The organism is Actinomyces succiniciruminis (genome assembly GCF_900002405.1).
Lineage (GTDB): Bacteria > Actinomycetota > Actinomycetes > Actinomycetales > Actinomycetaceae > Actinomyces > Actinomyces succiniciruminis.
Genome location: NZ_LK995470.1, coordinates 71,887 through 98,075, shown reverse-complemented (window position 1 = coordinate 98,075; position 26,189 = coordinate 71,887). Strand labels below are relative to the sequence as shown.

Annotated in this window: 37 protein-coding genes and 1 tRNA gene; 28 read left to right on the top strand and 10 right to left on the bottom strand. The window is 70.5% G+C overall.

The window, feature by feature from the left end:
- Positions 1-135: 135 nt before the first annotated feature.
- From smpB to ftsE, 4 genes are all read right to left on the bottom strand, one after another.
- Positions 136-666, bottom strand: coding sequence for an SsrA-binding protein SmpB (gene smpB / locus BN1056_RS02080; RefSeq protein WP_073330831.1), 531 nt, complete (start codon positions 664-666; stop codon positions 136-138).
- 130 nt (positions 667-796) lie between these two features.
- The gene (locus BN1056_RS14925; RefSeq protein ID WP_210578645.1) at positions 797-2,146 is read right to left on the bottom strand and encodes a M23 family metallopeptidase; all 1,350 of its coding nucleotides are present in this window, start codon (positions 2,144-2,146) and stop codon (positions 797-799) included.
- 5 nt (positions 2,147-2,151) lie between these two features.
- Positions 2,152-3,066 carry a permease-like cell division protein FtsX gene (gene ftsX / locus BN1056_RS02070; RefSeq protein ID WP_210578643.1) on the bottom strand — a complete coding sequence of 305 codons (915 nt, stop codon included), beginning with the start codon at positions 3,064-3,066 and terminating at the stop codon, positions 2,152-2,154.
- A gap of 64 nt (positions 3,067-3,130) precedes the next feature.
- Complete coding sequence (gene ftsE, locus BN1056_RS02065; protein WP_073330837.1) at positions 3,131-3,820, bottom strand: cell division ATP-binding protein FtsE; 690 nt, start codon at positions 3,818-3,820, stop codon at positions 3,131-3,133.
- 151 nt (positions 3,821-3,971) lie between these two features.
- Here ftsE and BN1056_RS02060 point away from each other — a divergent pair, with 151 nt between their 5' ends.
- Complete coding sequence (locus tag BN1056_RS02060; RefSeq protein WP_210578642.1) at positions 3,972-4,499, top strand: TY-Chap domain-containing protein; 528 nt, start codon at positions 3,972-3,974, stop codon at positions 4,497-4,499.
- A gap of 23 nt (positions 4,500-4,522) precedes the next feature.
- Here the strand turns inward: BN1056_RS02060 and BN1056_RS14920 are convergent, their stop codons facing one another.
- From BN1056_RS14920 to BN1056_RS02045, 3 genes are all read right to left on the bottom strand, one after another.
- A complete protein-coding gene (locus BN1056_RS14920; RefSeq protein ID WP_210578641.1) occupies positions 4,523-5,209 on the bottom strand; it encodes a single-stranded DNA-binding protein in 687 nt (228 codons plus the stop codon).
- A 148-nt stretch (positions 5,210-5,357) separates the two neighbouring features.
- Entirely contained in the window at positions 5,358-6,845 is a 1,488-nt protein-coding gene (locus BN1056_RS02050; RefSeq protein ID WP_210578640.1) for a GTPase, read from the bottom strand.
- On the bottom strand, positions 6,842-8,437 hold the full coding sequence (locus BN1056_RS02045; RefSeq protein WP_210578639.1) for a GTPase: 1,596 nt from the start codon (positions 8,435-8,437) through the stop codon (positions 6,842-6,844). Before BN1056_RS02045 ends, BN1056_RS02050 begins: the two co-directional genes overlap by 4 nt.
- A gap of 212 nt (positions 8,438-8,649) precedes the next feature.
- Between BN1056_RS02045 and BN1056_RS02040 the strand changes: the two genes are divergently transcribed.
- The 5 genes from BN1056_RS02040 (at position 8,650) to BN1056_RS02020 (ending at position 11,802) form a co-directional block, all read left to right on the top strand.
- Positions 8,650-8,725, top strand: a tRNA-Arg gene (locus BN1056_RS02040).
- Positions 8,726-8,843: 118 nt separating this feature from the next.
- Positions 8,844-10,076, top strand: coding sequence for a tyrosine-type recombinase/integrase (locus tag BN1056_RS02035; protein WP_210578637.1), 1,233 nt, complete (start codon positions 8,844-8,846; stop codon positions 10,074-10,076).
- A gap of 98 nt (positions 10,077-10,174) precedes the next feature.
- Positions 10,175-10,705 (top strand): ImmA/IrrE family metallo-endopeptidase, encoded by a 531-nt coding sequence (locus tag BN1056_RS02030; RefSeq protein WP_210578636.1) that lies wholly within the window; start codon positions 10,175-10,177, stop codon positions 10,703-10,705.
- On the top strand, positions 10,702-11,106 hold the full coding sequence (locus BN1056_RS02025) for a hypothetical protein (protein ID WP_210578634.1): 405 nt from the start codon (positions 10,702-10,704) through the stop codon (positions 11,104-11,106). The genes BN1056_RS02030 and BN1056_RS02025 overlap by 4 nt, the downstream gene beginning before the upstream one ends.
- 126 nt (positions 11,107-11,232) lie before the next feature.
- Positions 11,233-11,802, top strand: a complete 570-nt coding sequence (locus BN1056_RS02020; protein ID WP_210578633.1) for an SHOCT domain-containing protein — start codon at positions 11,233-11,235, stop codon at positions 11,800-11,802.
- A 31-nt stretch (positions 11,803-11,833) separates the two neighbouring features.
- On the opposite strand, the gene BN1056_RS02015 is transcribed toward BN1056_RS02020, so the two are convergent.
- Positions 11,834-12,247 (bottom strand): DUF6782 family putative metallopeptidase, encoded by a 414-nt coding sequence (locus tag BN1056_RS02015; RefSeq protein ID WP_210578630.1) that lies wholly within the window; start codon positions 12,245-12,247, stop codon positions 11,834-11,836.
- Between the two features lie 94 nt (positions 12,248-12,341).
- On the bottom strand, positions 12,342-12,782 hold the full coding sequence (locus tag BN1056_RS02010; RefSeq protein ID WP_210578628.1) for a helix-turn-helix domain-containing protein: 441 nt from the start codon (positions 12,780-12,782) through the stop codon (positions 12,342-12,344).
- Between the two features lie 80 nt (positions 12,783-12,862).
- Between BN1056_RS02010 and BN1056_RS02005 the strand changes: the two genes are divergently transcribed.
- Positions 12,863-13,309: a helix-turn-helix domain-containing protein gene (locus BN1056_RS02005; RefSeq protein ID WP_210578626.1), complete on the top strand. Its 447-nt coding sequence runs from the start codon at positions 12,863-12,865 to the stop codon at positions 13,307-13,309.
- Positions 13,310-13,383: 74 nt separating this feature from the next.
- On the opposite strand, the gene BN1056_RS02000 is transcribed toward BN1056_RS02005, so the two are convergent.
- On the bottom strand, positions 13,384-13,644 hold the full coding sequence (locus tag BN1056_RS02000; RefSeq protein ID WP_210578624.1) for a hypothetical protein: 261 nt from the start codon (positions 13,642-13,644) through the stop codon (positions 13,384-13,386).
- 317 nt (positions 13,645-13,961) lie between these two features.
- On the opposite strand from BN1056_RS02000, the gene BN1056_RS01995 reads away from it, so the two are divergent.
- The 21 genes from BN1056_RS01995 (at position 13,962) to BN1056_RS01895 (ending at position 26,021) form a co-directional block, all read left to right on the top strand.
- Positions 13,962-14,216 carry a helix-turn-helix domain-containing protein gene (locus tag BN1056_RS01995; RefSeq protein ID WP_210578623.1) on the top strand — a complete coding sequence of 85 codons (255 nt, stop codon included), beginning with the start codon at positions 13,962-13,964 and terminating at the stop codon, positions 14,214-14,216.
- Positions 14,217-14,298: 82 nt separating this feature from the next.
- Positions 14,299-14,502, top strand: coding sequence for a hypothetical protein (locus BN1056_RS01990; protein ID WP_210578622.1), 204 nt, complete (start codon positions 14,299-14,301; stop codon positions 14,500-14,502).
- Positions 14,499-14,753 carry a hypothetical protein gene (locus BN1056_RS01985; RefSeq protein ID WP_210578621.1) on the top strand — a complete coding sequence of 85 codons (255 nt, stop codon included), beginning with the start codon at positions 14,499-14,501 and terminating at the stop codon, positions 14,751-14,753. Before BN1056_RS01990 ends, BN1056_RS01985 begins: the two co-directional genes overlap by 4 nt.
- The gene (locus tag BN1056_RS01980; RefSeq protein WP_210578620.1) at positions 14,750-15,412 is read left to right on the top strand and encodes a hypothetical protein; all 663 of its coding nucleotides are present in this window, start codon (positions 14,750-14,752) and stop codon (positions 15,410-15,412) included. The genes BN1056_RS01985 and BN1056_RS01980 overlap by 4 nt, the downstream gene beginning before the upstream one ends.
- Before the next feature lie 29 nt (positions 15,413-15,441).
- The gene (locus BN1056_RS01975) at positions 15,442-16,176 is read left to right on the top strand and encodes a hypothetical protein (RefSeq protein WP_210578618.1); all 735 of its coding nucleotides are present in this window, start codon (positions 15,442-15,444) and stop codon (positions 16,174-16,176) included.
- Positions 16,177-16,179: 3 nt separating this feature from the next.
- Positions 16,180-16,506 (top strand): hypothetical protein, encoded by a 327-nt coding sequence (locus BN1056_RS01970; RefSeq protein ID WP_210578616.1) that lies wholly within the window; start codon positions 16,180-16,182, stop codon positions 16,504-16,506.
- Positions 16,503-18,335 (top strand): ParB N-terminal domain-containing protein, encoded by a 1,833-nt coding sequence (locus BN1056_RS01965; RefSeq protein WP_210578614.1) that lies wholly within the window; start codon positions 16,503-16,505, stop codon positions 18,333-18,335. Before BN1056_RS01970 ends, BN1056_RS01965 begins: the two co-directional genes overlap by 4 nt.
- Entirely contained in the window at positions 18,335-19,270 is a 936-nt protein-coding gene (locus BN1056_RS01960; protein ID WP_210578613.1) for a hypothetical protein, read from the top strand. Before BN1056_RS01965 ends, BN1056_RS01960 begins: the two co-directional genes overlap by 1 nt.
- On the top strand, positions 19,267-19,473 hold the full coding sequence (locus BN1056_RS01955; RefSeq protein ID WP_210578611.1) for a hypothetical protein: 207 nt from the start codon (positions 19,267-19,269) through the stop codon (positions 19,471-19,473). The genes BN1056_RS01960 and BN1056_RS01955 overlap by 4 nt, the downstream gene beginning before the upstream one ends.
- A complete protein-coding gene (locus BN1056_RS01950) occupies positions 19,473-19,781 on the top strand; it encodes a glutaredoxin family protein (RefSeq protein WP_210578609.1) in 309 nt (102 codons plus the stop codon). The genes BN1056_RS01955 and BN1056_RS01950 overlap by 1 nt, the downstream gene beginning before the upstream one ends.
- Entirely contained in the window at positions 19,778-20,203 is a 426-nt protein-coding gene (locus BN1056_RS01945; RefSeq protein WP_210578607.1) for a RusA family crossover junction endodeoxyribonuclease, read from the top strand. The genes BN1056_RS01950 and BN1056_RS01945 overlap by 4 nt, the downstream gene beginning before the upstream one ends.
- Entirely contained in the window at positions 20,200-20,754 is a 555-nt protein-coding gene (locus BN1056_RS01940) for a hypothetical protein (RefSeq protein WP_210578604.1), read from the top strand. The genes BN1056_RS01945 and BN1056_RS01940 overlap by 4 nt, the downstream gene beginning before the upstream one ends.
- Entirely contained in the window at positions 20,754-21,062 is a 309-nt protein-coding gene (locus BN1056_RS01935) for a hypothetical protein (RefSeq protein ID WP_210578603.1), read from the top strand. The genes BN1056_RS01940 and BN1056_RS01935 overlap by 1 nt, the downstream gene beginning before the upstream one ends.
- Positions 21,059-21,679, top strand: a complete 621-nt coding sequence (locus BN1056_RS01930) for a hypothetical protein (protein ID WP_210578602.1) — start codon at positions 21,059-21,061, stop codon at positions 21,677-21,679. Before BN1056_RS01935 ends, BN1056_RS01930 begins: the two co-directional genes overlap by 4 nt.
- A gap of 27 nt (positions 21,680-21,706) precedes the next feature.
- Positions 21,707-21,859, top strand: coding sequence for a hypothetical protein (locus BN1056_RS01925; RefSeq protein ID WP_210578601.1), 153 nt, complete (start codon positions 21,707-21,709; stop codon positions 21,857-21,859).
- Between the two features lie 113 nt (positions 21,860-21,972).
- Positions 21,973-22,422, top strand: a complete 450-nt coding sequence (locus tag BN1056_RS01920; RefSeq protein ID WP_210578600.1) for a hypothetical protein — start codon at positions 21,973-21,975, stop codon at positions 22,420-22,422.
- A 103-nt stretch (positions 22,423-22,525) separates the two neighbouring features.
- Positions 22,526-24,040 carry an HNH endonuclease gene (locus BN1056_RS01915; RefSeq protein WP_244671457.1) on the top strand — a complete coding sequence of 505 codons (1,515 nt, stop codon included), beginning with the start codon at positions 22,526-22,528 and terminating at the stop codon, positions 24,038-24,040.
- Positions 24,041-24,072: 32 nt separating this feature from the next.
- Positions 24,073-24,828, top strand: a complete 756-nt coding sequence (locus BN1056_RS01910) for a hypothetical protein (RefSeq protein WP_210578598.1) — start codon at positions 24,073-24,075, stop codon at positions 24,826-24,828.
- Positions 24,825-25,046: a MerR family transcriptional regulator gene (locus tag BN1056_RS01905; RefSeq protein ID WP_210578597.1), complete on the top strand. Its 222-nt coding sequence runs from the start codon at positions 24,825-24,827 to the stop codon at positions 25,044-25,046. Before BN1056_RS01910 ends, BN1056_RS01905 begins: the two co-directional genes overlap by 4 nt.
- 124 nt (positions 25,047-25,170) lie before the next feature.
- Positions 25,171-25,491: an HNH endonuclease gene (locus BN1056_RS01900; protein WP_210578594.1), complete on the top strand. Its 321-nt coding sequence runs from the start codon at positions 25,171-25,173 to the stop codon at positions 25,489-25,491.
- A gap of 185 nt (positions 25,492-25,676) precedes the next feature.
- Entirely contained in the window at positions 25,677-26,021 is a 345-nt protein-coding gene (locus BN1056_RS01895) for a helix-turn-helix domain-containing protein (RefSeq protein ID WP_210578592.1), read from the top strand.
- Positions 26,022-26,189 lie beyond the last annotated feature (168 nt).

Sequence of the window (26,189 nt, the reverse complement as noted above, 5' to 3'; positions counted from 1 at the left end):
GCCGACCCGCTCGCCACCGTCCCGCTCGTCGGGAACCGGTCGGGAACCGGTCGGCAGCCCGACGACGGCGCCCGACGCCCCCTCTGACCGGCAGACGCCGTCACGCCCGCCGGAGGAGTTCCCGGGATGCCCGCGTCAGCCGCGGCGCCGATTGGCGGCGGCCATGGCGCGCGCCGCATCCCGCTTGTCCTGCGCCTCCCGCAGGGCCTGGCGCTTGTCCCAGTCCTGCTTACCGCGGGCCAACGCGATCTCCAGCTTGACGCGCCCGCCGGTGAAGTACAGCTCCAGGGGCACGATCGTGTAGCCCTTGGCCTGCACCCGCTGCGCGAGCTTGTCCAACTCGGCCCGGTGCAGCAGCAGCTTGCGCTTGCGGCGCGGGGAGTGGTTGTTCCAGGTGCCCTGCAGGTACTCGGGGATGTGGGCGCCCTGCAGCCAGGCCTCGCCGTTGCGGTCGATCTCGATCCACGCCTCGGTCAGGGAGGCCCGGCCCATGCGCAGCGCCTTCACCTCGGTGCCGGTCAGGGCGAGCCCGGCCTCGTAGCGGTCCTCAATGAAGTAGTCGTGAGTCGCCTTGCGGTTGCGGGCGATGGTCTTGTGCGCGTCGGCGGCCGCCTTAGCGCGCTCCGCCGGAGTGAGTTTCCTCGTCCCCTCGGTCTTCTTGGCCACCGGCGTCTCCTTCCCTCGTCCCGGGCCGTCAAGCCACGGCGCCGCATCCTACTGCCGCCGGCGGCGGTCGCCAAGGCCTGCCGTCGGCGAGGGCCTCGCCTGCTCCCCGGCGCCGGGGCCGCCCCGGGCGTCAGAACCCGGGCAGGGTCATGGGATCGACGGTCGCCCCGTTGAGGTAGACCTCGAAGTGGCAGTGCGGTCCGGTGACCCCACCGGTGGCCCCGGTCAGGCCGATCTGCTGCCCCTTGGAGACCGCCTGCCCGACGTACACCTGCTGCACCGACAGGTGGCAGTAACGCACCTGCACCGACTGCCCGTCGATGATGCCGCCATTGATGGTCACGCTCTTCCCGCACGCCGTGCCGCCGTAGTCGGCGGTGCTGGTGACGGTGCCGGACACGGCCGCATACTGGGGCGTGCCCGTCCAGGCCATGAGGTCGACGCCGGCGTGCAGTTTCGAGTAGTGGAGCACGGGGTGATAGCGCCAGCCGTAGGACGAGGTGACCACCAGGGCTCCGGCGATCGGGTGCCCGATCTTCCCACTGCCCAGGGATGAGGTGTCGGTGCTGCCGGAACTGGCCACGCTCTGCCCGGACTTGGCGGCCGCGGCCCGGTTCTCCGCGTCGATGCGCTGAATCTCGGCGGCGGCGGCGGCCTCGTCGGCCTCGGCCTGCGCCTGCTGCTCCTCCAGGTCGGCCTTCTTGTCCTCCAGGTCCGAGGCGGCGGTCTCCTTCTCGCTCTTGAGGGTGGCGACCTCGTCGCGCTTGGTCTGGGCGGTGTCCTTGGCGGTCTGGGCGGCCTGCTTGGCGGCGTCGGCCTCCGCCTTGAGCGTGGTCACGCGCTCGGTGGTGGCATCCTGACGGGCCTCGCGGTTGGCGGCCTGGGCACGCTCCTCCTCGGCGGAGGACAGGACGGACTCCTGCACGCCGGTGGCGATCTCCATGGTGGAGGCGCGGTCGCTGAGCTGGTCGACCGAGTCGGAGGACAGCACGTAGGTCCAGGAGGTGATGGCGCTGTCACCCTGGTAGGTCGCCACCACCAGGTCGGCCACGGAGGTGGTGTTCTCATCCACGGTGGTCTGCGTCTGCGCCGACTCCTCCTGCAGCGTGGCCAGCTCGGACTCGGCCACGGCGAGGCGGTCGGCGGCGGTCTGCTGCTCGCGTTCCTTCTGCGCCAGGACGGTCTCGGCGTCGTCGAGCTCGCTCTGGGCCGTGGAAAGGGCGGTCTCCGCGTTCTGCAGGTCGATGTATGCCTGGCCGAGCTCGGCGGACACGCCCTCCAGGGAGGCGGCCAGCTCGGCCTGCTTCCGCTGGGCGGCGGCCTGATCGTCGACGGCGTCTTGACGCTCGTCTGCCAGCGCCCCGTTGGAAAGCGGGGCGGCGACCAGCATCAGGGCGGCGGCGCCGACGGCGGCACGCCGGGCCCGCCGCCTAGTGCGGCGGCTGGGACGCGGGCGGTTTGCAGCGCGGACTGGGAGCATGGGAATCAGACCCTCGTGTACCTAGACAGTGAGAAGGCGGAGGACACCAGCGCGAGGACGATCGCGGCCAGCAGCAGCCAGGGGGCCAACCGCAGCACGTCGCCGGTGCCGATGAAGGCGGTGAAGGTTAGGGAGGTGGACAGCCAGTCCACCACCACGTAGCGCACCAGCGCCCACAGCGCGGCCACGGATCCGATCGCGCCGATCAGGGCGGCAATGGCGCCCTCAAGCATGAAGGGCAGTTGGATGAACAGGTTCGAGGCACCGACCAGCCGCATGATGCCGGTCTCCTTGGAACGGCTCATGGCGGACAGCCGGATAGTGGTGGAGATCAGCAGCACCGCCGTCAGCGCCAGGATGGCGGCCAGTCCCCCGGTGATCCAGGAGACCCGGTTCATCACCACGAACAGTGGCTCGAGGGTCTCCGCCTGGTCGATGACGCGTTCGACGCCGGCACGGCCGGTGAACTGCTCGGCCACCACCTGGTACTTCTCCGGCTCGACCAGCTTGATGCGGAAGGACACCGGCATCATGTCCTCGGTGGCGTTGCGGCCGATGCGCGAGTCGCCGTAGGCGTCCATGAACCGCTCGTAGGCCTCGGCCTTGGACTCCACGGAGTAGGTGTCGATGTAGGGGGCGAGTGTGTCGGAGTTGATCAGGTCCTCGACGGCGTCGATCTGCTCCTGGGTGGCCTCGCCGTCGGCGCAGGCGGCCGCGGTGGACGACGTCGGGCACATGTAGACGCTGACCTCGACCTTGTCGTACCAGTCGCCCTTCATCACCGAGATCTGGTTCTGCAGCAGCACCGAGGCACCGACGAACAGCAGTGACACGAAGGACACCAGGATCACCGAGACGGTCATGACCAGGTTGCGGGTGAGCCCCTTGAAGGTCTCGGAGATGATGAAACGGAATCGCATGCGGTTACCTCAATGCCTCTTTCGCGAGATTCGTAGCCCTTGCATCACACGCTGCACGCGGGCCTCAACGGTCCGAGCCGTACACGCCGCGCGCCTGGTCGCGCACGACCTCGCCGGCCTTCAGCTCGATGACGCGCTTGCGCATCTGGTCGACGATCTCGTCGTCGTGGGTGGCCATGACCACGGTGGTGCCCTGCCGGTTGATGCGGTCCAGCAGGCGCATGATGCCCACCGAGGTGGACGGGTCCAGGTTGCCGGTGGGCTCATCGGCCATCAGCAGCTTGGGACGGTTGACCATGGCGCGGGCGATGGCCACGCGCTGCTGCTCACCGCCGGACAGCTCGTGCGGCAGGCGCTTCTCCTTGCCGGACAGCCCCACCAGCTCGAGCGCCTCGGGCACGGCCGTGAGGATGTAGTGGCGGGGCTTGCCGATCACCTGGGAGGCGATGGCGACGTTCTCGAACACGCTCTTGTTCTCCAGCAGCCGGAAGTCCTGGAAGACGAAGCCCATCTCCTGGCGCAGTTTGGGCACCTTCCAGCTGGAGATCTGTGACAGGTCGCGGCCGAGCACATGGATCGACCCGGAGGTGGGGCGCTCCTCGCGCAGGGTCAACCGCAGGAAGGTGGACTTGCCGGAACCGGACGCGCCCACCAGGAACACGAACTCCTCGCGCTCGATCTCTATGGAGACGTCGTCGAGCGCGGGCCGGGCTCCGCGCTTGTACACCTTGGAGACGTTGTCGAATCGGATCATGGGGTAGTTGCTTCCTGCTCGTGGCCGACGCAGGCACGCCGGGGCTGCAAGCCACGGTAACCAGTGAGGCTTGGAATCCCGGCCGTGACACGCCAGGACACACCGACTGCGGGTGTGGTGAGGCCCGCGTTGGCGTTCTAACGTTCCGAGCATGTCAGCAACGCATTCCGACGACGACTCCCCCACCCCGGCCGGTGAGCCGGGGCTCGACGTCGGCTCCTGGAACCGCTTCATCCCGTCTCTGACCCACCTGCTGCAACAGACCGGGCCCGACGACGGCGCGATCGGAGTGCGGCTCACCGCCGCCGCGCCGATTGTCACCGCCGCGACGGCCGCCTACGCGCGTCCCGAAGGCGGCCTGCGCCGGCTGCTGGGGCGACGGCGTCGCCTGTCCCCCTCCCCGCTGCCACCGGTCTTGACGGTGCGGACCCGCCCGGACGCGGTGGTGCTGACGGCGCCGCTACTCGACGCCGACGGCCGGGCCCGGCTCGGGGAGGATGCCCTGGCGGCCCTGGACTCGCTGGGTTGGAAGCGACAGGACGATGCGATGGTGCTGCACGTGGTGGACGCCGCGGCGGCGGCCGAGTTGTCGACGCGAGTACTGATCGAGGTGTTCGACGTCGCCCACCCGGCCGACCTTGTTGCCGTCGCGGAGCCCGCCGCGGCGCCCGAGGCCTGAGCCGGCGCCGCCGCGGCGGCCGGTCACCCGTCCTCGTCGGCGAGCGTGTAGTCGAAGGAGGACGCGTCGGCGGCGGGGCCGCTGGTGGAGCCGGCGGCGGAAAACGACTGGGATGGGCCGACCGGCGGCGGGTTCTGGCCGGTGGGGCGGATTACCTCGTCCGGGCCGGCGACGGCACCGGTGACGGCCGAGCCGGCGGAGGTGGCAGCGGCCGGTGCGGAGGCGGCCGGTGCGGCGGCGTCCGTCATCCCCGCCGCGGCGGTGGAGCCGGCGGTATCGGCCGAGCCGGCGGAGGTGGTGGCGGCCGACTCCTCGCCCGTACCGGCGTCGCCGGCCTCGGCGGTATTCGCGCTGTGGACGATCCGCATGAAGCGCGACTCGCCGCGGGTCAAATCGTGTCCGCCGCAGGAGACGGTCAGCACGTTGGTGGTGAACTGCTCGGTTCCCTTGGACCAGTTCTCCTGGGAGAAGCGGCCCACCAGCACCACCGGATCGCCCTTGTGCAGCGAGCGCCCCAGGTTCTCGGCCAGTGGACCCCAGGACTTGGCGGTGAACCAGATGGTGTCGCCGTCCTGCCAGCCGTCGGCGGTGCGGAAGGACGGGGAGGTGGCCAGGCGGAAGTAGCAGTAGGGGCGCCCGCCGGCGGTGCGGGTGACGGCGGGGTTGGTGCCGAGGACGCCTTGGATGACGAGATCGAGTTGACGGCTCATGGGTGCTCCTTGCGTTGGAAGCCGGCACCGTGCCGGCTGCCTCAACGGTCCCGCGGCCGCACCCCGCGCCGCCACCGGCCTGTGAATGCGGGGGCGGCACCCCCTGCACGAGCCGTACCTGTGGACGCCGGTGACCACCGGCGGACCGCTATCGACCCGGAACCCGGAGGGCCTCGCGGAGCGCACGGTGGCGCGCCAGCACGCCGTCGGCGGGGCGAGTGAGGTCGCGTTCCACCACCGACACCAGCCTGGCGCGCACGGTACGGGCATACTCATCGGCCTCACGGCGGGCCCGCGAGTGCCGTGCGGACAGTGCCGCCATCGCCACGACCAGGCCGATGATCAGCAACGTCACCGGCGCGATCAGGCCGGCGCCGACGGCGCCGCCCCGCATCAGCACGACAACCGTCCACACCGCCGCGACCAAGGCGGCCAGCGTGCCGCCCCACCAGGCCAGTTCGATCAGCGGCGTGCGGTGGCGGGGCAGCTGCACGCTGCCGACCGCCTCGGCGGTGCGGGCGGCAAGGGCCTCGGGGGTGGCGACGGCGTTCTCTACGCTGTGCAGCCAGGCGCCGGGCAGGCCCTCGGTGGTGCGCCGCAGCCACGTGGTCTGAATGGAGGCGACGGCGTCCCGGGCGGGCGGGGCGGGCCGGGCCATGGCGCGCGGGAACGTGCGGGCCAGGCCGGTGCGCACCGAGTCCTCCACCGCCTGGGCGCCGCACGCGTGCACGAGCGCGGTGACGGCGGCATCGGCCAGTTCGGGGCGGGTGGTCACGGGCCGCGCGGCGGCCGCGGGACGCAGGCGCATGGCGATGGCGTCAAGCCGTGCCGAGGCGGTGCGGGCGGCGTTGGACTCGCGGGAGACCCGCTCCAGGAACAGCTCACGTACCGCCCCGAGGTTGTCCCCGCGCACCGCGGAGACCGGCAGTACCTGCACGTCGTGCAGGCCGTCGGCCGCAAGCAGGCTGCGCACGTCCGCGAGCAGCGTGTCTACGCCGCCGGCGGGCAGGGTGTCCACCTGGTTGACGAGTACGAGCATGTCCTGTTGACGGGCACCCAGCCCCCGCAGGTAGCCCTCATGCAGGGCGGCGTCGGCGTACTTCTGCGGGTCCACCACCCACACCAGCAGGTCCGCGAGAGGCACCAGCCGGTCCACCTGGAGGGCGTGCTCGGTGTTGACGGAGTCGTAGTCGGGCACGTCCAGCAGCACCAGGCCGGCGAAGGCGTCCTGGTCGGTGGCGTCCAGCAGCGACTCGCGGCGGATGCGGCGCTCGTCGGCCACCTCCAGGAAGTCGAGCAGGGCCGCGGCGTCGTCGCCCCAGGTGCATGCGGTGGCGTGAGCGGTGGTGGGGCGGCGGGCGCCGACGTCGGCGAACTGCAGGCTGGTCAGGGCGTTGAACAGGGAGGACTTGCCGGAGCCGGTGCCGCCGAACAGGGCCACCACCGTGTGATCCACGCCGAGTGCCAGGCGTTCGGCGACCTCGTCCAGTTGATCCCGGGCGGGCAGGGACAGCGAGGCGGGTATCTCCGTAGGGCAGTTGTCCAGGGCGGCGCGCAGGCCGTCCAGGCGGGCCTGGAGGTGGGCGGCGTCGAGCACGGTTTCCCCGGCGGGGGCGGTGGTCGGGTTTGCGGTCATGCGGTGGCTCCGGGACGAGTGAACGGTGCGAGTTCGCCGGCGCGCAGGCGCAGCGCGGCGGCCAGGGCAGGATCGGGGGCCAGCGCGCGGGCGGCGCCGGCAGGGACGGCGGCGGCGAGCACGTCGGTCAGGGTCTGCGCCAGGGAGGTCTTGGCGTCGGTCACGGCCTGCCCGAGGCCCAGGCGGTTGGCAGCGGCGCGGACGCCGTCAATGCCGGCGGCGGCGGAGATCAGCAGGTCGCCGGCTCCCTGCGGGGTCAGGCCCTTGGGCGGGGTGGCGATGCGGGCGGTCTGGTCTGCGGCCCAGGCGTCGACGACGGCGGTCGCGTCGGCATCGGTGGGAAGCAACTCGCCGGCGCGGTCGGAGGCGCCGGCCTCCTGCCAGGTGCGGGCGGCGTCGTCGCGAACGGTTACGAGGGCCGCCTCCAGGCGGGAGGCGACGGACTCGCGGACGTCGTCGGCGAGCGCGGACAGGGCGGCGGCGCGCGCCTTGCCGGTGCGGCCGAACCAGCCGGAGCGGAGTTTGCCGCCCTGTGCGAGCGGGGCCAGTGGTCCGCCGGAGGAGGCGAGGGTGATCCAGCGGGTGGTGGGGGCGCCCTGCGCGCAGGTGCCGCGCTCGACGTCGACGCGCAGGTCCGCGCTGGGCGCTTCCAGGAGGTGCTGTGAGGCCTGTTCCAGGCGGGCGGCGGCGTCGTCCTGGGCGTCGACGCCGTCGGCGAGGGTGAGCAGATCGGCACGCAGGCCGGTCCATACGCCGCGGCCGGTGCGGCGCACGAGCCCGGCAGCGCGGTGGCGGCCGGCCAGCAGTTGCAGCCAGTCGCGCAGCTCGCCGACGGAGGCGTCCGGCAGCATGCCCTCGTGGGGGCCGGCGTCGGGGACAACGAAGAAGGGGGATTCGGCCAGGCCGAGGGCGTCCAGCCGCTCGATCAGGTCGCGGCGGACCTCGGCCAGCACCTTCGCGGGAACGCGGTTCAGGACGATGCCGATGGGCGTTTCCCGGGCGGCCGCCTCCTCCAGGGAGGCCCAGGGGGTTTGATCGCCGTAGCGGGCGGCGGTGGTGACGAACAGCCACAGGTCGGCGGCGTCGAGCAGCCGGGCGGCGAGGGCGCGGTTGGTCTCCTGCACGGAGTCCAGGTCGGAGGCGTCCACGAGGGCCAGGCCGGCGGGGACCGCGGCGGAGGCGACGGTGACGCAGACCTGGGCGATCGGGTGGTCGGCGAGTGATTCGCGGTCCTCGGGGTTGACCACCAGAACCGGGGTGCGCGTGGTGGGGCGCAGTACGCCGGCGTCGGAGACCTCCTGGCCGAGCACGGAGTTGACCAGGGTGGACTTGCCGGCGCCGGTGGAGCCGCCGACCACGACGATCGCCGGGATGTCGGCGTCGGCGAGACGTGGCAGTACGTGGTCGCGGATCTGGGCGATGAGGCCGGCGCGCAGGCGGCGGGCGTCCTCGGCGCCGTCGGTGTTCAGGCTCAGGTCGAGGCTGGAAAGGTCCCCCACGGTGTCGGTGAGGACGTCGATGAGCTGTGCGCGGCTGAGCGCAGAGACGGGGACGTCTTCTCCGGCGGACAGCGGGGAAGCAGATGAAGCCATGGTCCAACCTTAGGCGGAAGCCGGGGCGAAGCCCGTATCGACCCGCCACTGTGGGGTTTGGGCGGGCTGAGCGGTCGGCGGGGTTGCGCGCACCGGCCGGGCGAGGGCGGTGCCGTCGGGGCGGGCGGGTATGGCGCCGGCCGAGCGGGGGCGGCGCCACCGGCGGCCTCGAACTGGGAACATGTGCCCGCGGTGACGTAATCTGAGCGCAAGCCTCCGTAGCTCAATGGATAGAGCATCGGCCTTCTAATCCGCAGGTTCCCGGTTCGAGTCCGGGCGGGGGCACCAACGAAAGGTTCACATCGCGCGGGAAACCGTCACTCCCCCGCCGACGCTAGAGCCCTCTATATCGTCTATTTCGGCTATGGTATGGCTGCACCTGGGGCTGCACCGACGGAGGGCTGGCATGGCGGGTAGGGGCAAGGGCGAGGGGTCCATCTACAAGGAGGCGTCCGGATTGTGGGCGGCGGTGATCCCGCTGCCGCCGGACCCGGTCACGGGCAAGCGGCGACGCAAGTATGTGCGCGCCAAGTCCAAGGCCGAGGCTGTCCGCAAGATGCGCGCCGCCCAGCTGGAGCTGGCTCGCACAGGTGACATCTCCACCGGCCGGGGGCTGACCCTCGCGGAGTGGCTGGACCGGTGGATCGAGCAGGACGTTGCGCCCCGTCGTAAGCCGGCCACCACCGCCGACTACAGGTCGGTCATCCGTGTGCACATCAACCCGGCTATCGGCTCCCGCCGCGTCGACCAGCTCACCGCCGCCGACGTCCGCACCCTCCACGCCCGCATCGCTGCCGCCGGCGCCTCCACTAGCACCGCCGCGAAAGTCCACAGGGTGTTGCGGGCGGCGCTCGCGGTGGCCGAGCGTGAGGAGATCGCCCCTCGTAATATCGCCCGCCTGGTCAAGGCGCCGCCCGCCCCGATCCGGGCGCCCCGGGCCATGACCGCTGACGAAGCCCGAGTATTCCTCGCCCACCGCACCACGGACCGGGCACGCTGGATGGTCTCCCTCATGCTCGGCGTCCGCCAGGGCGAGGCCCTGGGCATGACCCTCGACCACCTCCACCTCGCCGACGGCGACGGCAGCACGCCATGGGTGGACCTCGCGTGGGAGCTGCGCAGGGTCACCTGGGCGCACGGCTGCGGCCCTACCGACGGCGGCGGCTGGCCGTGCGGGCGGAAGCGCGGCAGCGACTGTCCCGACCGCACCGCCCCGATCCCCGACGGCCTAGAGGCCGAGCAGGCCCACGGCGGCCTCTGGCTCCTGCGCCCGAAGACCGTCGGTTCCCATCGCCGCGTTGCTCTGCCCTCCGTGCTCGCGGACGCGCTCACGGAGCACATCCAGGTGGCTCGGCCGACCCGGTTCGTCTTCGAGACCGCGCCTGGCCTCCCGGTGGACCCGCGGCGCGACTACGGCGCCTGGAAGGCTGCGCTCGCGGAGGAGGGACTGCCGGAGATGTCTCTCCACTCGGCCCGTCACACGTGTGCGACGCTGCTGCTGGAGGCGGGGGTGCCGCTGCGGACCGCGCAGGAGATCCTGGGACAGACGCAGGCTTTGACGACGGCCCGCTATCAACACCCCAGCCTGGGAGTGCAGGCACAGGCGCTCGACGCCGTCGCCGGGGCGCTCACCCAATGACCTTCTGCGTCCCAGTGATGAAATACAAGCCATAGACCCTACTGTGGGACGCCATGGGGCGCTAGCCTTGAGGAAGGGGCACCCCCCCGCATGCCGACGTGGGACGTGAGAGCGAGGTGGTCATGGTGTTGGTGTGGGAGTCTGCGCGGAATGCAGCGCGCGTATATCAGAAGGCTATTGCTGGCAAAGAGGGCAACGAGGTAGACCCGTTCGAGCTCGCTCGCGCCCTCGGCGTGAAGGTCTCCGTTGAGCCCCTCAAAGCTCAGTACTCCGGGTTCATCTCGAAGGACGCAGGCAAGGCTCCTGAGGTGCTTCTGCAATCGCGTGAGTCCTACGAGCGTCAGCGCTTCACCCTGGCCCACGAGATAGGCCACTACGTCGAGCGTGCCACCCTCGCCGACGACGACGACTTCTCCTTCTCCGACCTACGCAGCACGGACCACTACGACCTGCACGAGTTCTACGCGGATGAGTTCGCCGGCGAGCTCCTCATGCCGAAAGATGCTTTCGTTGCCGCCTGGATGGCCAATCCCTCTCTGGGATACCTTGCCGACCGCTTCGCAGTGTCGAAGGCTGCGGCAGCCAAGCGCATCGACCGTCTCCGCAAGACCGGAGACATCGCTGCATGACCAACCCGGACGACTCCCCCGAGGTTACTGCTCGTCAGCTCCAGAAGGTCCAGGAGCTTCTTGACCGGTACGGCCATAAGACCATCGACGAGATCAATATAGAGGTGACTGCTGGGACCGGGCGCCTCGCCAAGAAGGACGTCCCCAAGACCGAATCGCCGAAAGACGTTCGGGACCGCCAGTTCAATAAGCTTCGTCCGATCCTGTTCCGCTTCGGGATCAGAGTTGCCGGCTCATGCGTGGTTACTTCGATCGCCCTGGTCTTCATCATGTTGTTCTTCGACACTCATCTGTCGGACTCGGTCGCGATTGCGATGATCTCTGGTCTAACCGTTGAGACGCTCGGTATCGTCGCTGTCATCACGCGGAGCCTGTTCCCCAGCAACGAGAAGCAGGAGTAGGCCCGCGTTGCTCGGCGCGCCTCGCCCCATCCTCCTCGGTTGACCCCTGCTGAGCACCTGGTTGCATGGCGTGGTCTCGGGTAACCTGCCCGTGTCCGCTCCCCCCCCATGCCCCAGGAGGCACCCGTGGAACCGCTCATGCAGTTCAAGTCGCACATCGCCGGCAAGAACGCCGACGTCGCCATCTACCCCGACCGCATCGTGTGGTCGCGTAAGGGCTGGCTCGGCGCCGGCTCGAAAGCCGCCCTCGGCGTCATGACCATGGGCGCATCGCTGCTCGCCACGGGCATCCGCCGCAGCGAGGACGGCGAGGTCATCCCGATCTCCTCCGTCAGCCATGTGGGCAAGCGCCGCGGCAAGGGGCTGAACACGGAGGTTGTGTTCACCACCTCCGGCGGTGACCTGGTGATGCGCGTCGGCCACGGCCTGGCGGACAAGGTGATCGAGACGGTAATGGCGATCCAGCGCGGCGATGTCCCACTCGCACCGGTGGACACGGCCCCCTCGTACGGCCAGGCGCCAACGCAGGCACCCGCCGCCGGCTATGGCGTAGCCCCGGAGCCCGCCGCCCCGTCCGCCGCCGGCGGCGAGGACGTGATGGCCCAGATCCAGCAGCTGGCGAGCCTGCGAGACGCCGGCGTACTGACCGAGGAGGAGTTCACCGCGAAGAAGGCCGAGCTGCTCTCCCGCCTCTGACCACTCCCCCTTAATCGACCGTGGCGCCGCCTCACTCCCTGTGGGAGACGGGCGGCGCCACTTTTGTCGTACGCAGGGTGCTCTGGTATGCGATAACCACCCAGCGCGCGACGTCTAGCTCGACGGCCAGAGCTCCCAGATGCGGACCCACCGAGGCCTCAGCGCGGCGGTAGGCATCCGGGGTGATGAGTCTGCAAGCGACGGCACGGTTGATGTGCGCCTCAACCGCGCCGTCCTGGTGGCCGTCGTCCCCGCGGAAGGCGTGCGCGAGCTCGTGCATGAGCGTTGGGACGGCGAGGCGGTCAGGCATGCCGGCCCGCAGAACAATGGTTCGCGTATCCAGGTGGTAGGCGCCCCGCAACCCGGCCGGCATGCAAGTCGCCCTTTGCACGAGGATGCCCTGCTCGGCAGCATCGTCGAGCAAAGCATCCATCGTTGGTCTCATGAGCGGGGATGCTAACCCTGACCTCAGACACGAATATCGACCGTACTTGTAGCGCCCCACTTACAAGCAGGGTCGCGGTGCGCTCGCCGCCAACTCAGAGCGACTCGTCCTCCCCATAGGGGATGTCCTGGGACTCCTCGCCGAGATCTGCACGCCAGCCAGTCGTCTCCGCCAGCTCCTCGTCAGCGCCGGGCTCGACCTGGGCTGCAAGCTCCTCCAGCGGCGGCAGCCCCTCCGACCAATCGGCACGCCGCTCCCCCAACTGCACGACCTCGGCACGCTCGCGCTCGCGGACCATCTTCTGCGCCTCACGCAGCACCTCCACCGGGTCGAGGTCAAGCGCGTCGCAGATGCTGCCAAGCTCGTCAAGCGTGATGACCTTGGCTCCTTTCAGCATCTTCTGAATCTGCGTAAACCCGACTCCGGAGACCTCTTCAGCCTCCCGAAGACTGAGACCAGACCGATCGCGCGCATCGGCCAAGATCCGAGCGACAGCGCTCCCAAGCTCTCCAACTTCACGACTCCTAGCGGGCATGCGTCAAGTATGCCATATAGCAACAAACCTCGGACTGTTGTTATTTGACTACACGGAGCGGTCGACCCTACTGTTGCCATATGCAAACGACGTGGAACGAAGCAGCTGCTGCGGGACTGCGCGAGGAGATGCAGCGTCAGCACCTCACCTTCCGCGCTCTCGCCGCCAAAGCTGGACTTGAGGCATCGAACGTGTACCGAAAGATCACGGGCAAGCGAGCCATCTCCGTGGATGAGTTCACCTCGCTGAGCCAGGCTCTGGGTGTCGAACCGGCGGACATGCTGGCTCGTGTCTCGGCCGATGGAGATAGTTCCGTCGTCGTCGAGCCCGAGCCCGCCCGAGCGGAGTTCGAGGGTGCCACGACAGTCGAGCGTGTAGGTGCGGCGCTCGCGGACGTCCCGGTCGAGGCCCTCCTGGAGCACGAGGCCGCGTGTGACTCGTGCTGGTCACTGGACGACGCCGCCAGGCACCTGTCGGGTGATGAGGACCCGGCCACGCACCGCTCCTCCGACGAGGAGGTCGCGTGATGAGCGATGCGATGCCCCTTCTTGTGGACCGACTGACGGCCACCGACTACGTAGTCGCCGGCGACAACACCGGGTCACTGCGTCTCGTCCAGAGCGGACAGGTCGTCCGGGATTGTCGTGGTGGTCTTAAGCAGCAGCGTCAGGAAGCAGAGGTCTCCGGCCGGGACGACCTGATGGGAGACGACCTCCCATCCGTCCATGTACTCAGCGAGCTGGGGAATGGACTTGGTGAAGCTGATGGTTTGAATGGATACGCCTCCGGGGCCGTCAGCCCCGAGAAGCGTGGCTGTCGGCTGGCAGAAGGAGACGTGCCTGTATTCGGTGCGTCCGCTCATGATTCCTCCTCGGTAGGCGGTGCTGACGCGTCGGTTGCGTCGGCGGGTTGCGGTGACTCGGAGCCTACCGAGGAGGCTCCGGTCCCGGGTCGGGAAGAGAAGACTGCCTCCTCGGTGAGCGGCGACGTGGCGGCTGAGGGCCCGGCGTCGTCGCGGGGTAATGGGGATGAGGCCACCGAGGAGGTGCACCCCGCCGCGGGCCGGTCTGACTCCTGCCGGTCGTGCGGCGCTGGGTGCGGGGCGGGGCTGGCGTCTCGTAGCTGCGCCGGCCCCGCCCACCCCACCACCAGTGACGCCCTGGATGGGGGTGAGGCGTGATGACGGCCGCGACGCTGGAGGCGATCGCTGAGCGCCTGGACCGGATCGAGCGGGCACTGACGGCCGGTGCCGTCCCGGAGGTGCGGTCCCTGTCGGTGGCGGATGTGTGCCGCCTGACCGGCATCCCCCGCCCGGCCGTGCTGGCCGCGATCCGTACCGGGGACCTGCCCGCGATCGAGATCGGGGAGCGGACTCGGGTGGTGCGCCCCACCGACCTGGATACCTGGCTCACCTCCCGTGAGCTCCGCATCTAACCCCAAGCCACGCCACGGCAAAGAAGTGGCCGCCAGCAACGCGACTGCCGGCGGCCGGTGAGCCACAGAAAGGAACGAACCAATGGCTCGAACCAAATCTTACAAGCCCCGCCACAAGGCGGACCGGAAGCGTCTGGTCGACGTACTCCGGGACGCGGCCCGCACTGCGGAGTGCGGCCTGGCCGACTGGCTGCTCGCCGACGACGGCGTAGCCGAGGAGGCCACCAACTACCTGCGATCGCTCGTGATCGCCGACAACACCATGGAGGAGGTGCCGGCCCGATGACTGCTCGTGTGTCTGGCCTGTCCCGCGCCGCCCGCGCGACTATCGCCGCTGAGGGGATCACCGTGCGCCAGTACGTCGACCACCACTACGGCCCTGACACTGCCCGGTGGCCGGGTGACCGGTGCGGCTGCACCGATGACCGCTGCGACGGCTACCACCACATGGCTGGCGAGCCGTGCCCGTGCGTGGAGGTCCTGGCCCGCAACGCCGCCGCAGCCACCACCTCCCGCGAGGAGGCGATGGCGCGATGAGTGCGGAGAAACGGATCATGGCTGGTGCGTGCCTGCTGTGCGTGGGTGTGCTGGTCGGCTGCGTGCAGGCCTGGCTGGCGGTGACTGGCCGGGCGCCGGCCATGTCGGGGCTGTCGCTGCTGGCGCTGGGCCTGGGTGGCCTGGGCGCTGGCCTGATGCTCACCGCTGATGGCGGACCCGACCCTGCGGGTGTGGGCGCTGAGCCCGCCCCGCATGGTCCGGCCGGTGCCAGCGGCGCTGCAGCATCGGCGCCGACCCCTGACACCGCCGACGTCGACGACGGCGCCGGTGGCGAGGAGGTGTTGGCGGCCGCCGCGCGGATCGTCGACGGCGCGGTCGAATGTGAGACGGACGCGGTCATCGAGCGGATACACGCTGGTCCGCACTCGCATCTGCGGATGGTCCTGTCCCCGGGCGGGCAGGTCACGATCGGCACGGACGCCGACGGTGACGGCGGCGACGGTGTGCCAGTGATGGTGTGTGAGCTGGTGGCTCCCCCCGACTGGATGGGCTCGGCCCTGATGGCGCTGACTGAGGCGCTGATGTCGCCTCGTCGAGTGCGGGAGATGCTGGCTGGGCTCGCGTCCGAGGGTGATGCCTCCGCTGTGGCTGCCGTCGAGTACCTGCGCATCAACCCCCAGGGCGGGGGTGAGTCGTGATGGGCCTGGCGGTGAAGGATTCGCCGACGATGGACCTGGTGCTGGCGGCGGTAGCCGACGGCAACCACGCCTACCCTGCCCTGGAGCGGGCCACAGGACGCACCCGTAAGCGGCTCTCGACCATCCTGTCGCGCCTGCGCGGCAGGGGCTTGATCGAGGGTACTGCGTCGGACGGCTCGGTGCGGGTCACCGGCGCGGGTCGGCGGATGCTGGCAGGGGATCGGTCGGCTATCGGCCAGCTGGGGCGCTGTCCGACCACGGCACACCTGGTGCTGTCCACTCTCGTGGTGGCGGGCCCGTGCCCGCTGGGGGTGCTGGCGGACGCGACCGGTGTGCGCAAGTCCGCGGTGCGCGCCGCCCTGGCCAAGCTGCGTCAGCGCGGCTGCCTGTCCTACACGGGTGGTGCCTATGCGCTGACCGGCCAGGGACGGGCCTTGGAGGCCGAGTACACGGCCGCTTACGGTGCCCCGGCTGGCCTGCCCAGCAGCGAGCAGGTCGCCGCGGCGTGGCGGGCTGAGCGGGACCGGAAGGAGGCTCGCGCTGAGCAGCTGCGAGCTGCCCGGGCCGAGCAGGAGCGCCGGCGCGCCGCCCGCAAGGCCTCCAGGCCCAAGCGCCGGCGTGCGAAGGCAGCCAAGCCGAGGACGATCAAGCGCGTCACCAAACCAGCCGCAACGCCCGCTGCGGCGTCGTCGGTGCCGGTGCGTCTTGGCCCCATTAGGGAGCAGCGGCGCCGTCCGCTGCCCACCGAAGGCTGGGTGAGGTGACCCATGACCGCTGCGAACAACATCTCGGCCGGGTCGCGCCGCAAGACGTGGATGGCCCTCACGGACTACCAGCAGCGTCAGGCCCTGCGCCTGACCCTCAACGCCCTGTCGGCCGCCGCGACCGGCAGCCCTGCCGGGGTCGCCCAGGTGCTGGCGGAGGCCGCCGCCATCAGCCCCGGGGTGGAGGACCACGTGGCGTGGGCGGCCGCCTACCTGACCGCGAGCCTGCGACTGACCGTGGACCCGACCGGCCAGGTCAGCCGCCACCTCACCACCGGCAGACAGCTGCGCGCCCAGACCGCGCCCGCCCAGGAAGGACTCTTCACATGACCACCACGACACAGACGACACGGGACAAGACCACACCCACGATCGACGCCGATGATGACCAGGCGCGGCTGGTGGCTGAGCACCTGCTGGCCGTGGCTGTGGCGGGTGAGGAGACGGTGTGCGTCTCGCAGGCGACCCTCGCGGCGACGACGGGCCTGTCGGCGCGGACGCTGCGGCGGGTGCTGGACCGGCTGCTGGAGGCCGGCTGGATCACCGTCACGGTGGCGGCGACGCCGAATATGCCGGCGACCTACGACCTGTCCCGGCTGCGTGAGCTCGGGATCATGCCGGCCTCGCAGCCGGCCCCGGCCGCCGGCGCGCCCGCTGGTGGTGTGCGTGTGCTGTCGGAGGCTGAGGCCCGCTCCCCGCTGGGGAACGTGGTGCCCGGTGAGCGGGTCATGGTCGAGCCGGGCCTGTTGGAGGTGGGGCCGAATATCCGCCGGGCCCTGCGGGTGGATGAGCGCTTCACGGCCACGATCGCTGAGATGGGGGTGCTGCGGGATCTGCACGTGTATCCGACGCTGACGGGCCTGGTGGTGCTGGACGGTCACCGGCGCCTGGCCGCCGCCCTGGAGGCGGGCCTGGGGCTGGTGCCGGCGCTGATCGTGGAGCCCGCCGACGACGCCGACCGGATCAGTCAGCAGCTGGTGGAGAACGACGAGCACGCCCGCACCCTGCCCACCGAGCGGGCGGATGCGATCCATCAGCTGGTGCTGCTGGGCATGCCCCGCAAGGATCTGCAGCGCCGAGGCGTGCGCTACTCCGAGCTGATCAACGCCAAGGCGATCGCCAGCGCCGCAGAGCCGGTACGCGACCTGGGCCGCCGCATGAAGGATATGGACCTGACGGTCCTGGGGAAGATCGCCACCATGACCGACCTGGCAGCCTCTCCGGAGGCGCTGGCGGACGCGGTCAAGCAGATCGAGGCCCACCCCGAGCAGGTGGACCACATCGTGGACCGCACCAAGTGGGACGGCCTGTGCGCCCGGGCACGCCAGAAGTGCACGGATGAGCTGCTCGCCAACGGCCACCGCCACGTGATCACCCGCGAGAAGTTCGCCAAGGCCGCCGGTACTGCGCGGCCCCTATCGGACCTGCTGGATGAGCACGGGAAGCCGGTCGACGAGGCCTCGCACGTCTCCTGCCCGGGGCACGTGACCGTCATCGACTACGACTACACCTCGCTCCACGGCGACGACCCCGACCCCCGCTGCAAGGTCGCCTTCTACGGGTGCATGGACTGGGCGGCCCACGGGCACCGCAACAAGTACGCCCAGCCGTCGTCGGGTGCGACGTCGGGGCCGCAGAGCGAGGAGATGCGGGCCGAGCGTGCCCGGGTGCGCCGGCGCAACGAGGACATGGACTCCGCTAACCGGGTGCGGCGGGCGTGGATCCGCGAGCAGCTGCTGCCCCGCCGGGTGCTGCCCACCGACGCCCTGGGCTACGTCCTCGCCGTGGTCCGCTACGCGCACTCCTACGTCTCCGGCATGGCTAAGGACAAGGGCATGGAGCACCTCGGGTTGTCCCCTGCCGGCCTGGACCAGGACGCCGGGTCACCGCGGGAGGCGAAGCGGGGCCTGCTGTCCTGGGCGCTGGCGCTGATGGAGGGAACCATCGCCCGCGACTCCTGGCGCCAGGACAACCCCGCCAGCCACAGGTACGACCGGATGCTCGCCACCCATCTGGACACCCTGGCCCGCTGGGGGTACGCCCCCGCCCCGATCGAGCAAGAGCTCATTGATGGGCTCGACACCACCGCTAACCACGACGACGAGGACGGTGCCGGCGAGGACGCCGGCACTGAGGAACACGAGAAGGGGGAGGACTGATGAGCGCTGTTGTGCGTTTGACGGTGCGGACCGCGTCGCTGCTGGGCGCCTTGCAGGGTCTGGTGCCGCACCTGCCGTCCCGGCAGCGGGATGAGGACCGGCCGGTCGGGGTCGGGGTGGCGCGCCTGACCGTGGCCGGCGACTACCTGCTGTGCCTGGCCGTCGCCAAGGATAAGGCGCGGTACGTGTGTACCCGGGCCCTGGTGGTCGACGTCGACGACGACGGCGTGCCGGTGCCGGACGTGTGGGCCACCCGGCCGGTGCTGGCGGACTTGATCGGCATGCTGGCCCACGCCACCGCCGAAGACGTCGAGATCGTCATCGACGAGCCCAACCTGGCCCTCACGGTGCGTGAGGTGGGGGTGCTGTGGGGAGGCCGGCAGGTCACGGTGCGCACGGCCCCCCCGCCCCTGGACCCCGAGCGGGCCGATGCGGCCGCCATGCTGGTGCAGGCCTCCCAGGCCCGTCTGGCGTCCCGCGGGCACGTGGCCCTGTGGGCGAAGGACGCCACCGCCATGGGCCGCACCGCGGCGATGGTCGGTGACTCACTGTCGTGCCGGCTCGGGGTCATGGGCGGGGATCAGACGGTCCTGGTGTGGGGGTACTCCGCTCGCCGCCGTCTGGACGCCAACGACCTGGAGGAGGTGGTGCCTGGGTCCGTTTACCTGGGGGTCACCCTGGGCTCCCAGGACCCGCACACGCTGCCTGTGTTTGAGGACGTGTCCTGCTACGCCGGGGACCTGCTGGACCCGCTGCTGGACGCAGTCCTGCCCGACCTGGACGGCGATGACGCCGACGCCGAGGTCTCCAGCATGGATGTGGAGGCCGCGTTCGTCCGCGCTATCGACGGCTACCTGGCCGGCCAGGCCCCCGATGACGACACCGCCGGCGACGACGCCAGCGGTGGCTCGCCGTGGGGTGGTGATGCGGCATGAGAGTGATCGTGCGTATCGAGCGGGACCTTGCCGACCCGATCGAGGTCATCGAGGAGCTGCCCGCCGAGGCCATTGATGAGTCGTCCGGGTCTGAGGTGGTGGCGGCCATCCGCCGTGAGGCGGCCCGGGCGGAGCGCCTGCTGTCCTGGGCCACCTCGCGGGCCCGCAGCCGCATCAACGCCGCCACGGATCGGGAGGCGTGATGGGTACCCACGACCGCAACCTTCCCTGGTTCGACGTCTACACCAAGGACCACTGCCCGCGCTGCGACCAGGTGATCCGGCACCTGGAGCAGCTGGGCGCCCGGTACCGGGCCCGCCCGCTGGCTGATCACCCCGAGGCCCGGCGCCTGGCCGCCGACCAGCACGTCACCAGCGCGCCCGTAGTGGTGGCAATGACCCCCGTGGGGCTCGTGGCCGGCGTGTGGGGCGGCTTCCGCCCCGACAAGGTCCGTCAGCACATCGACACCTACGCGCCCAGCGTCTGGGATGAGCAGGAGGCCGGAGCATGACCACCAACGCGATCACCACCGGTGCCGGGGTGCTGGTGTGGGAGGCGCCGATGCGCCTGGCGGCCGCGGATGTCCTGACCGGCAACGGCCGGGACGGACGGCGGGAGAAGATCCGCAAGACGCGGGCGATCCGGACCGTGGCTGAGGCGACCGCCCGCTACCGGCGCGCCCCCCACCTTCACCGGGCGCGGATCGTCATCGGCGTCGACTACCCCGACCGCCGGCGCCGGGATATCCACAACCTGCACTGGACCGTCAAGCCCCTGGTCGACGGCCTCACCAGGGCCGGGCTGCTCCCGGATGACGACGACCGCCACCTGGACGGCATCACCCTCCAGCCCTCCGGCCGGCTCTCGCCCAAGATCCTCGGCCAACGCACCTACACCTTCCACATCCACGTCTACCAGGAGCCCCAGCCATGACCGACACAATCACCATCCGACCCACCCCCGCTGCCGAGCTGGAGCGTGGAATGCTCATCCGCCACCATGGTGAGACCCGGCAGATCCTGAGGGTGTGCGACTACGGCACGCAGCACGTCGTCATCTATTGGCACGACGGCACCACTACGTACCGTTCCGACGCGACACTCGACGTCGTCGTGCCGCCTGAGTCCGACCCTGAGCCCGAGGCCGAGTCCTGGCCGACGGAGCCGATCATCCGCATACTCGACGGCCACCAGGACCACCGCGACATCGGCGGCATGGTCGCCCTGCGCAGCAGCATGTACGCCTACCACCTGTTCTCCGGCGGGAGCGACGCCGGCTACATCTTCAGGGATTCCGCAGATGACGAGATCGAGACGTGGGAGGACTTGTCCGTCGTGCCGACCGAGGCCGTGCGGACGCTCAGCAGGCGGCTCTCTGAGCTGGGCATCGCCTCGCCGCTCAGTCACGACGCCGCCATGGCCCGCGTCGTCGACGCCGCCGAGGGCCTCGTCCAGGTCGCTGACACCGGTCAGGACGCGGACTGATGACCAGTGGTATGACGATCACCGGGACGGATCTGGCGGGTCTGATCCCTGCCGGGTCCTCGTCCGCGCCGGTACCCGACTCGGTGGCCTACGCCCTGCTGGAGCGCCTTGCCGACGCCGGCGGCCCCGACACCTGCGCGCACGGCCACGAATGGACGATCGCCACCGCCCGGGTCCGGGTACGTGACCGCCGCCGCTCCGGCAGAGGCATCGTCATCGAGCGTGACTGCCGCATCTGCAAGCACGAGGCGTACCGCGAGGCCCGCCGCCACACCCGCCACCAGATGAAGGGCGGGCGGTTGACGTGAGGACTGTCTCTGATCTCGCGCGGCTGTGGGATGACGCCCTGACTCAGGTGTCCCCTGACTACTGGAAGTGGCCGAACCACGACACCCCGGCCGCGTACCTGTCCCGTGTGGCCGCGTCAGACGCTATCGGCGCGGGCCTGCTGGTCGCCCACTACGGGGCGCTGCGCTCCGCCTACGCGCCGGGTATCGCCGAGTACCTGTCCCGGGTGATCGCCCTGGGCGGGGTGCTCGGCACTGTCGGCATGCGCTACGGCGGCGCGCGCGTGCGGGTGGCCCGTGACCGGACCGCGCAGGTGGCCGCCGTCATCAGCGAGTGGCGCGCCATGGACGCCGACACCGACGCCGAGGCGGCCATAGACGCCAGGGCCGGCCTGGGCACGGGGGCGGACCTGTGGTGGTCCCGGCTGCTCGACCAGCACGCCCGCCCTCTGTGGGTGACCGCCTGCGCCCCGGTGCCGCGTGAGGCCGCGATCTTGTCTGCCGCCACGGCCCTGTGCTGGCTGTCAGACCTCTACCGGGCGGGCCGTGTCGCCAGGCACCCGGTCTCCGGCGTCTACCTCACCGTGCACGAGCTGGCCGCCTACAAGCGCGACCGCCACCACCAGACAGCCAACTAACCGACCAACCAGCAAAGGACCACAGCCATGACAGCTCTCCTACCACCCGAGCCCAACAACCAGGGACCCGCCTACGTGATCGGCAAAATCATCGGCGGCCTCGTCCTCGCCGGCCTAGGCGCCGCCGTCATCTCCGCGCTCGCGGCCCTGACCATCATCATCTGGCGGTGGGCACTATGACCGCCACCGAACCCGGTCGGTACATCAAACGCCCAGTCGTCACCGAAGCCATCCAATGGGACGGCAGCGAGGAGTGCCTTGATGCCATCGCGCGATGGGCTGAGGATGCCCTGGTGACCGTCTCTGTGGAGGGCCAGCTATGCGTCGACTCCCCGGAGAGCTCCATGCTTGCCTGCCCCGGGGACTGGATTATCCGCGGCGTGCCAGGCGAGTACTACCCCCGCGAGCCGGACACCTTCGACTCCGCCTACCGGCCCGCCCCGCAAGGCAGCGCTGCGGGACTGACAGATCCCGACGCCGCCTATCTGCGCCGCATCGCAGATCTTCTGCCCGGCAAGCACCGCGACCGTGCCCGCAACATCGCCCGGGATATCGAGCTGTTCTTGACCCGCGTGGAGGATTCGATCTGGGTGATCGACCACGCCGACGTCGGCCCCGAGCGGAAGCTTGCGGAGACCCGGGAGCTGCTCGCCCAGTGCCTGGTAGCCGCGGACACGCTCGTCGAGGACGAGGCCGCCCCCCAGCCGTCCGGTCCGGTCAAGCGCCGTCGTCGGAGGCGCTGATGCCGCTCGTGCCGCTTTGCGCTCGCGGCCCCCCCGTAGGTTGCGTGCCGCTGTTGTCCGTTTTGTCTTGCTGCCTTGGAGGAGGTGTCCGCGTTTGTCGTACATGTTGGTGGATGATCAGCTGTTCCAGAACCGCAAGTTCCGGGCGCTGATGCGCCGGGGCCGCCAGGGCGATGCGGACGCCTGGGGTGCGGGACTGCTGTGGATGATGGCCGGCTCCCAGGTCAAGGCCGGCTACGCCACCGGCATGCTGACCACCTTCGACGTGCTAGCCCTGGTCGAGGACCCCGAGGTCGCTCCTCGCCTGGCCAGGGTGCTGGTCGAGGAGGGCCTGTGGCACGACGTGGAGCACCCGTGCCCCTACGGGCGGTGTCCGGACGCCGCCCCGGGCCAGTACGTGTTCCACGACTGGCGCCACTACCACAAGAAGACCGGCGATGAGGAGCGGGAGGCTCGCGCGCTGCAGGCCGAGCGCAACGACCCCCGCCTTAAGCAGGAGGTGTGGCAGCGCGACCGGCTGCCAGGCCAGCCCCAAGGGGCCCCGCTGGAGGCGTTGTGCGCCTACTGCGGCAAGCCCGTACGTCGCACCACGGTCAAGGGCGACATGGCCGCTGAGGTCGACCATGTCATTCCCAAGCCGCTGGGTGTGGACAACCTGGTGATCTCCCACAGGCGCTGTAACCGTGTCAAGGGTCAGCGCACCCCGGCGGCGGCCGGGCTAACACTCCACCTGACCGACGCTCACCGTGCCGCGTTGGAGCGGCGTCGAGCAAGCTCGCACCCTGGAGGGTACGCAGGGCTACTCGACGCCATGCTCGGACGTGACCAGTGGCCGCTGGACACGGACGGAGTGCTCTTCACCGACACCGACTCCCATCCTGCCCGGGAGGAGGGCGAGCGTAGATCGCACCCATCAGGGTCTGCTGAGCCGCTCGCCGCTCCTCCCGCAGTGGGATGGGAGGGGCGTGGATCGCACCCATCAGGGTCTGCTGAGCCGCCCACAACTGGTGCCGTCGGGGACAGCCCGACCGCTCCCGCCGGCGTGCCTGAGCCCATGGCGCCCCTGGAGCCGCCTGGCAGACAAGACCCCGCCCCGGCATTCCCAGGGAGGAGTCTGCCCAATTCCGGGTCTGCGCGCCCCCAGGATGCGCCCGTGCAGGGCTCCTCGGCGACTCAGGGCACCGCTGCGCCTGTGCCCGCCCAACCGGCCCCCGGGGTCGACAGGATCTCCAGGATCGGCGTTCTGGAGGCGCTGGAGGCATGCTTCGGCGCCCCGTTGCCAGCCGATCTGGCCGTGGCCGCCATGGCCGCTCACACGGGCAAGAGCCTCACTCCCGACCAGCAGACCATGCTTGATGCCGCCCTCGCGTACGCGTACGCGCGTACGGGCGCGCACGGCCGTGCGCGCGCTCTCACGGGCGCACGCGCGCTGGCATGGCATGGGACGGCATGGGATGGCCTGGCACGGCAGGGCATGGCATGGGACGGCACGGCACCAGACGGCGGCACCGGCAGGTCCCGCCGCCGGCGCAGGAGAGCCAAGAAGAAGCCCACCACCTGCCCGACCCACGGCGACCGAATCCCCTGCCGCCTATGCCAGGAAGAAGAACTCCAATGACATCCTGTGTTTGTGGCTGCACGATCCGGGGCATGCACGCCCCGGACTGCGACGGCACCAGCACCGACCGGGCCGGCCGGCTGGTGGAGTGCTTGGGCTGTCTGCCTCGGCCGGTGGTGGAGGGCGTGCTGTGTGGCCGGTGTTGGGGGCGTCTGCAGTCGGCGGTGCGTACGCTGCCGTCGTTGGTGGAGCACCTGTGTGCGGTGGCGGCGCCGTCGGTGCCGTCCCCGTCCGGCCAGGCTGGTGGTGGGGTCGTGCCTCCGGGGCCGAGGGCGCTGTATTCGCAGGCGCTTGGGGCTGCGGATGATCTGGTGGGGATGCTGGCTGCCTGGTGTGATCAGGTGGCCGGCGACCGTGGGCTCGCTGTCCCGCGGCCGCCGGGGCTGTGGCTGACCGATGACGGCGAGGCGGTGGCCGGGGTGCGCTCGCCTGGAGCCGCCCGGTACCTGGCTGACTGGCTGGGGCCGCATCTGTCGTGGTGCGCTGCCCAGTCGTGGGCTGGGGACATGGTGGAGGACCTGGGCCCGGCTGTGGCTCGGGTGTCGGCCGCGTGGCCGGTGGAGGAGCCGGACCGTCGGATCACGACGGTGAGGTGCCCCAGGTGTGGGCGCCGCTCGCTGGTGCTGCACCCGCCGCGTGTGGAGCGCGGCTCCCTGCAGGTGTCCTGTTCGGCGCCGGCGTGCGGTGCGGTGCTGTCGGAGGAGGACTGGGCACGCGCCCGATCGTGGGCGGTGGCTGTGGCCCGCATGGCCGCCGGCCCCGACGACGCCCCGGAGGCTGGGACGTGATCGTCGACGGTGAGCAGTGGGAGCGGCTGGCCGACGTGCCCCGGCTGCTCGGGTCCCGGCCTGCCGCCACCATCCGGGCGTGGGTCCGGTCGGGCCGGGTGCGGGCCATCCGCCTGGGCGACGGCGGCCATCGCGAGGTGTGGGTGGCGATCGCCGACGTGCTCGCCGCTGACGCCGCTACGCCGCGCCGCCGAGCCCGCCGTCGGCGTGTCACCTAGCCAATGCTTGCCGCCGCCCGCCTGGCGCTTATAACATGCCTGCCAGCGGGACAGCTGCGCCCGCTAGCCAAAGCCTCGACCATATTGGTTCGGGGCTTGCTTGCTGTCTGGGTGGTGGTGACTGGTGGCTTCCGCTCGTCGTAGTACCCGCCGGTTCGCGAAATTGCGCGAGGAGTTCTACCAGCAGGGGAAGCGTCTGGATGCTGACCCGGCGACTCGCGCGGAGTCGGTGTGCTGGATCTGTAAGCAGCGTATCGACTACGACGCCGCTCCTGGCAGCACTGAGGATTCCCATGAGCTGGACCACGTCATCGCTGTGTCGCTGCGCCCGGATCTGCAGGAGGACCCATCGAACTTCGCGCACTCGCATCGCCGGTGCAACGCGGCGCGCGGCAACGTGGCGCCGACGGGTGACCTCGGTGATGAGGTGCCTGCCTGGTGGTGACCAGCCCGGCGGGACGCCGTCAGCTGTGCCGCCTCGACGAGGGCCGGTGAGCGCGGCGCGCGGGAAAAATCCACGTGGGGCCGGGGCGGCACACCTCCCGCGCGCGCTGATCCTCTCTCCCCGGGGTTTCAGCCCCCGGGTGGCGCGGAATCATGCGGATACGACACGAAAACGGGGCACTCAGGATGCATGATCGAGCCGCCATCAGGCGACTGTCCGCCCAGGGGCTCGGCCCCTCGGCGATCGCCCGCCAGATCGGCTGCTCGCGCTCCAGCGTGTACCGGGCCCTCGCACCGGATGCCGCCCTGTCCTACCGGCGGCAGCGCCGCTACGACATCGAAGGCGCCGCGGTCGACGAGCTGCTGGCCGCCTGGCCGCGCATGACCGCCGTCGCGCTCGCGGCCCGCTCGGGCTGGTCGGGCTCCCTGAGGCAGTTGCAGCGTGAGGTGCACGTCCGCCGGTCTGCTGCTATCCGGGCGGCGGACGCATCAGGCGTAGTGATCCGTCCGGCGCCCATCATTCCGGCCTGATTCCTGCCCGAAACGGGGCCGGAAATGGCGAGTAGATGACGGAAAAAAGCGAAAACGAGGCGGAACAGGCCGGAAAACGCCGGTCGTGGTCGGAAAACGGCGATTCTGATCGGGAACGGGGGCGAAATGGGCAACAAGACGCGCAAGGAGCCCCCGAAGCCTCCGGAG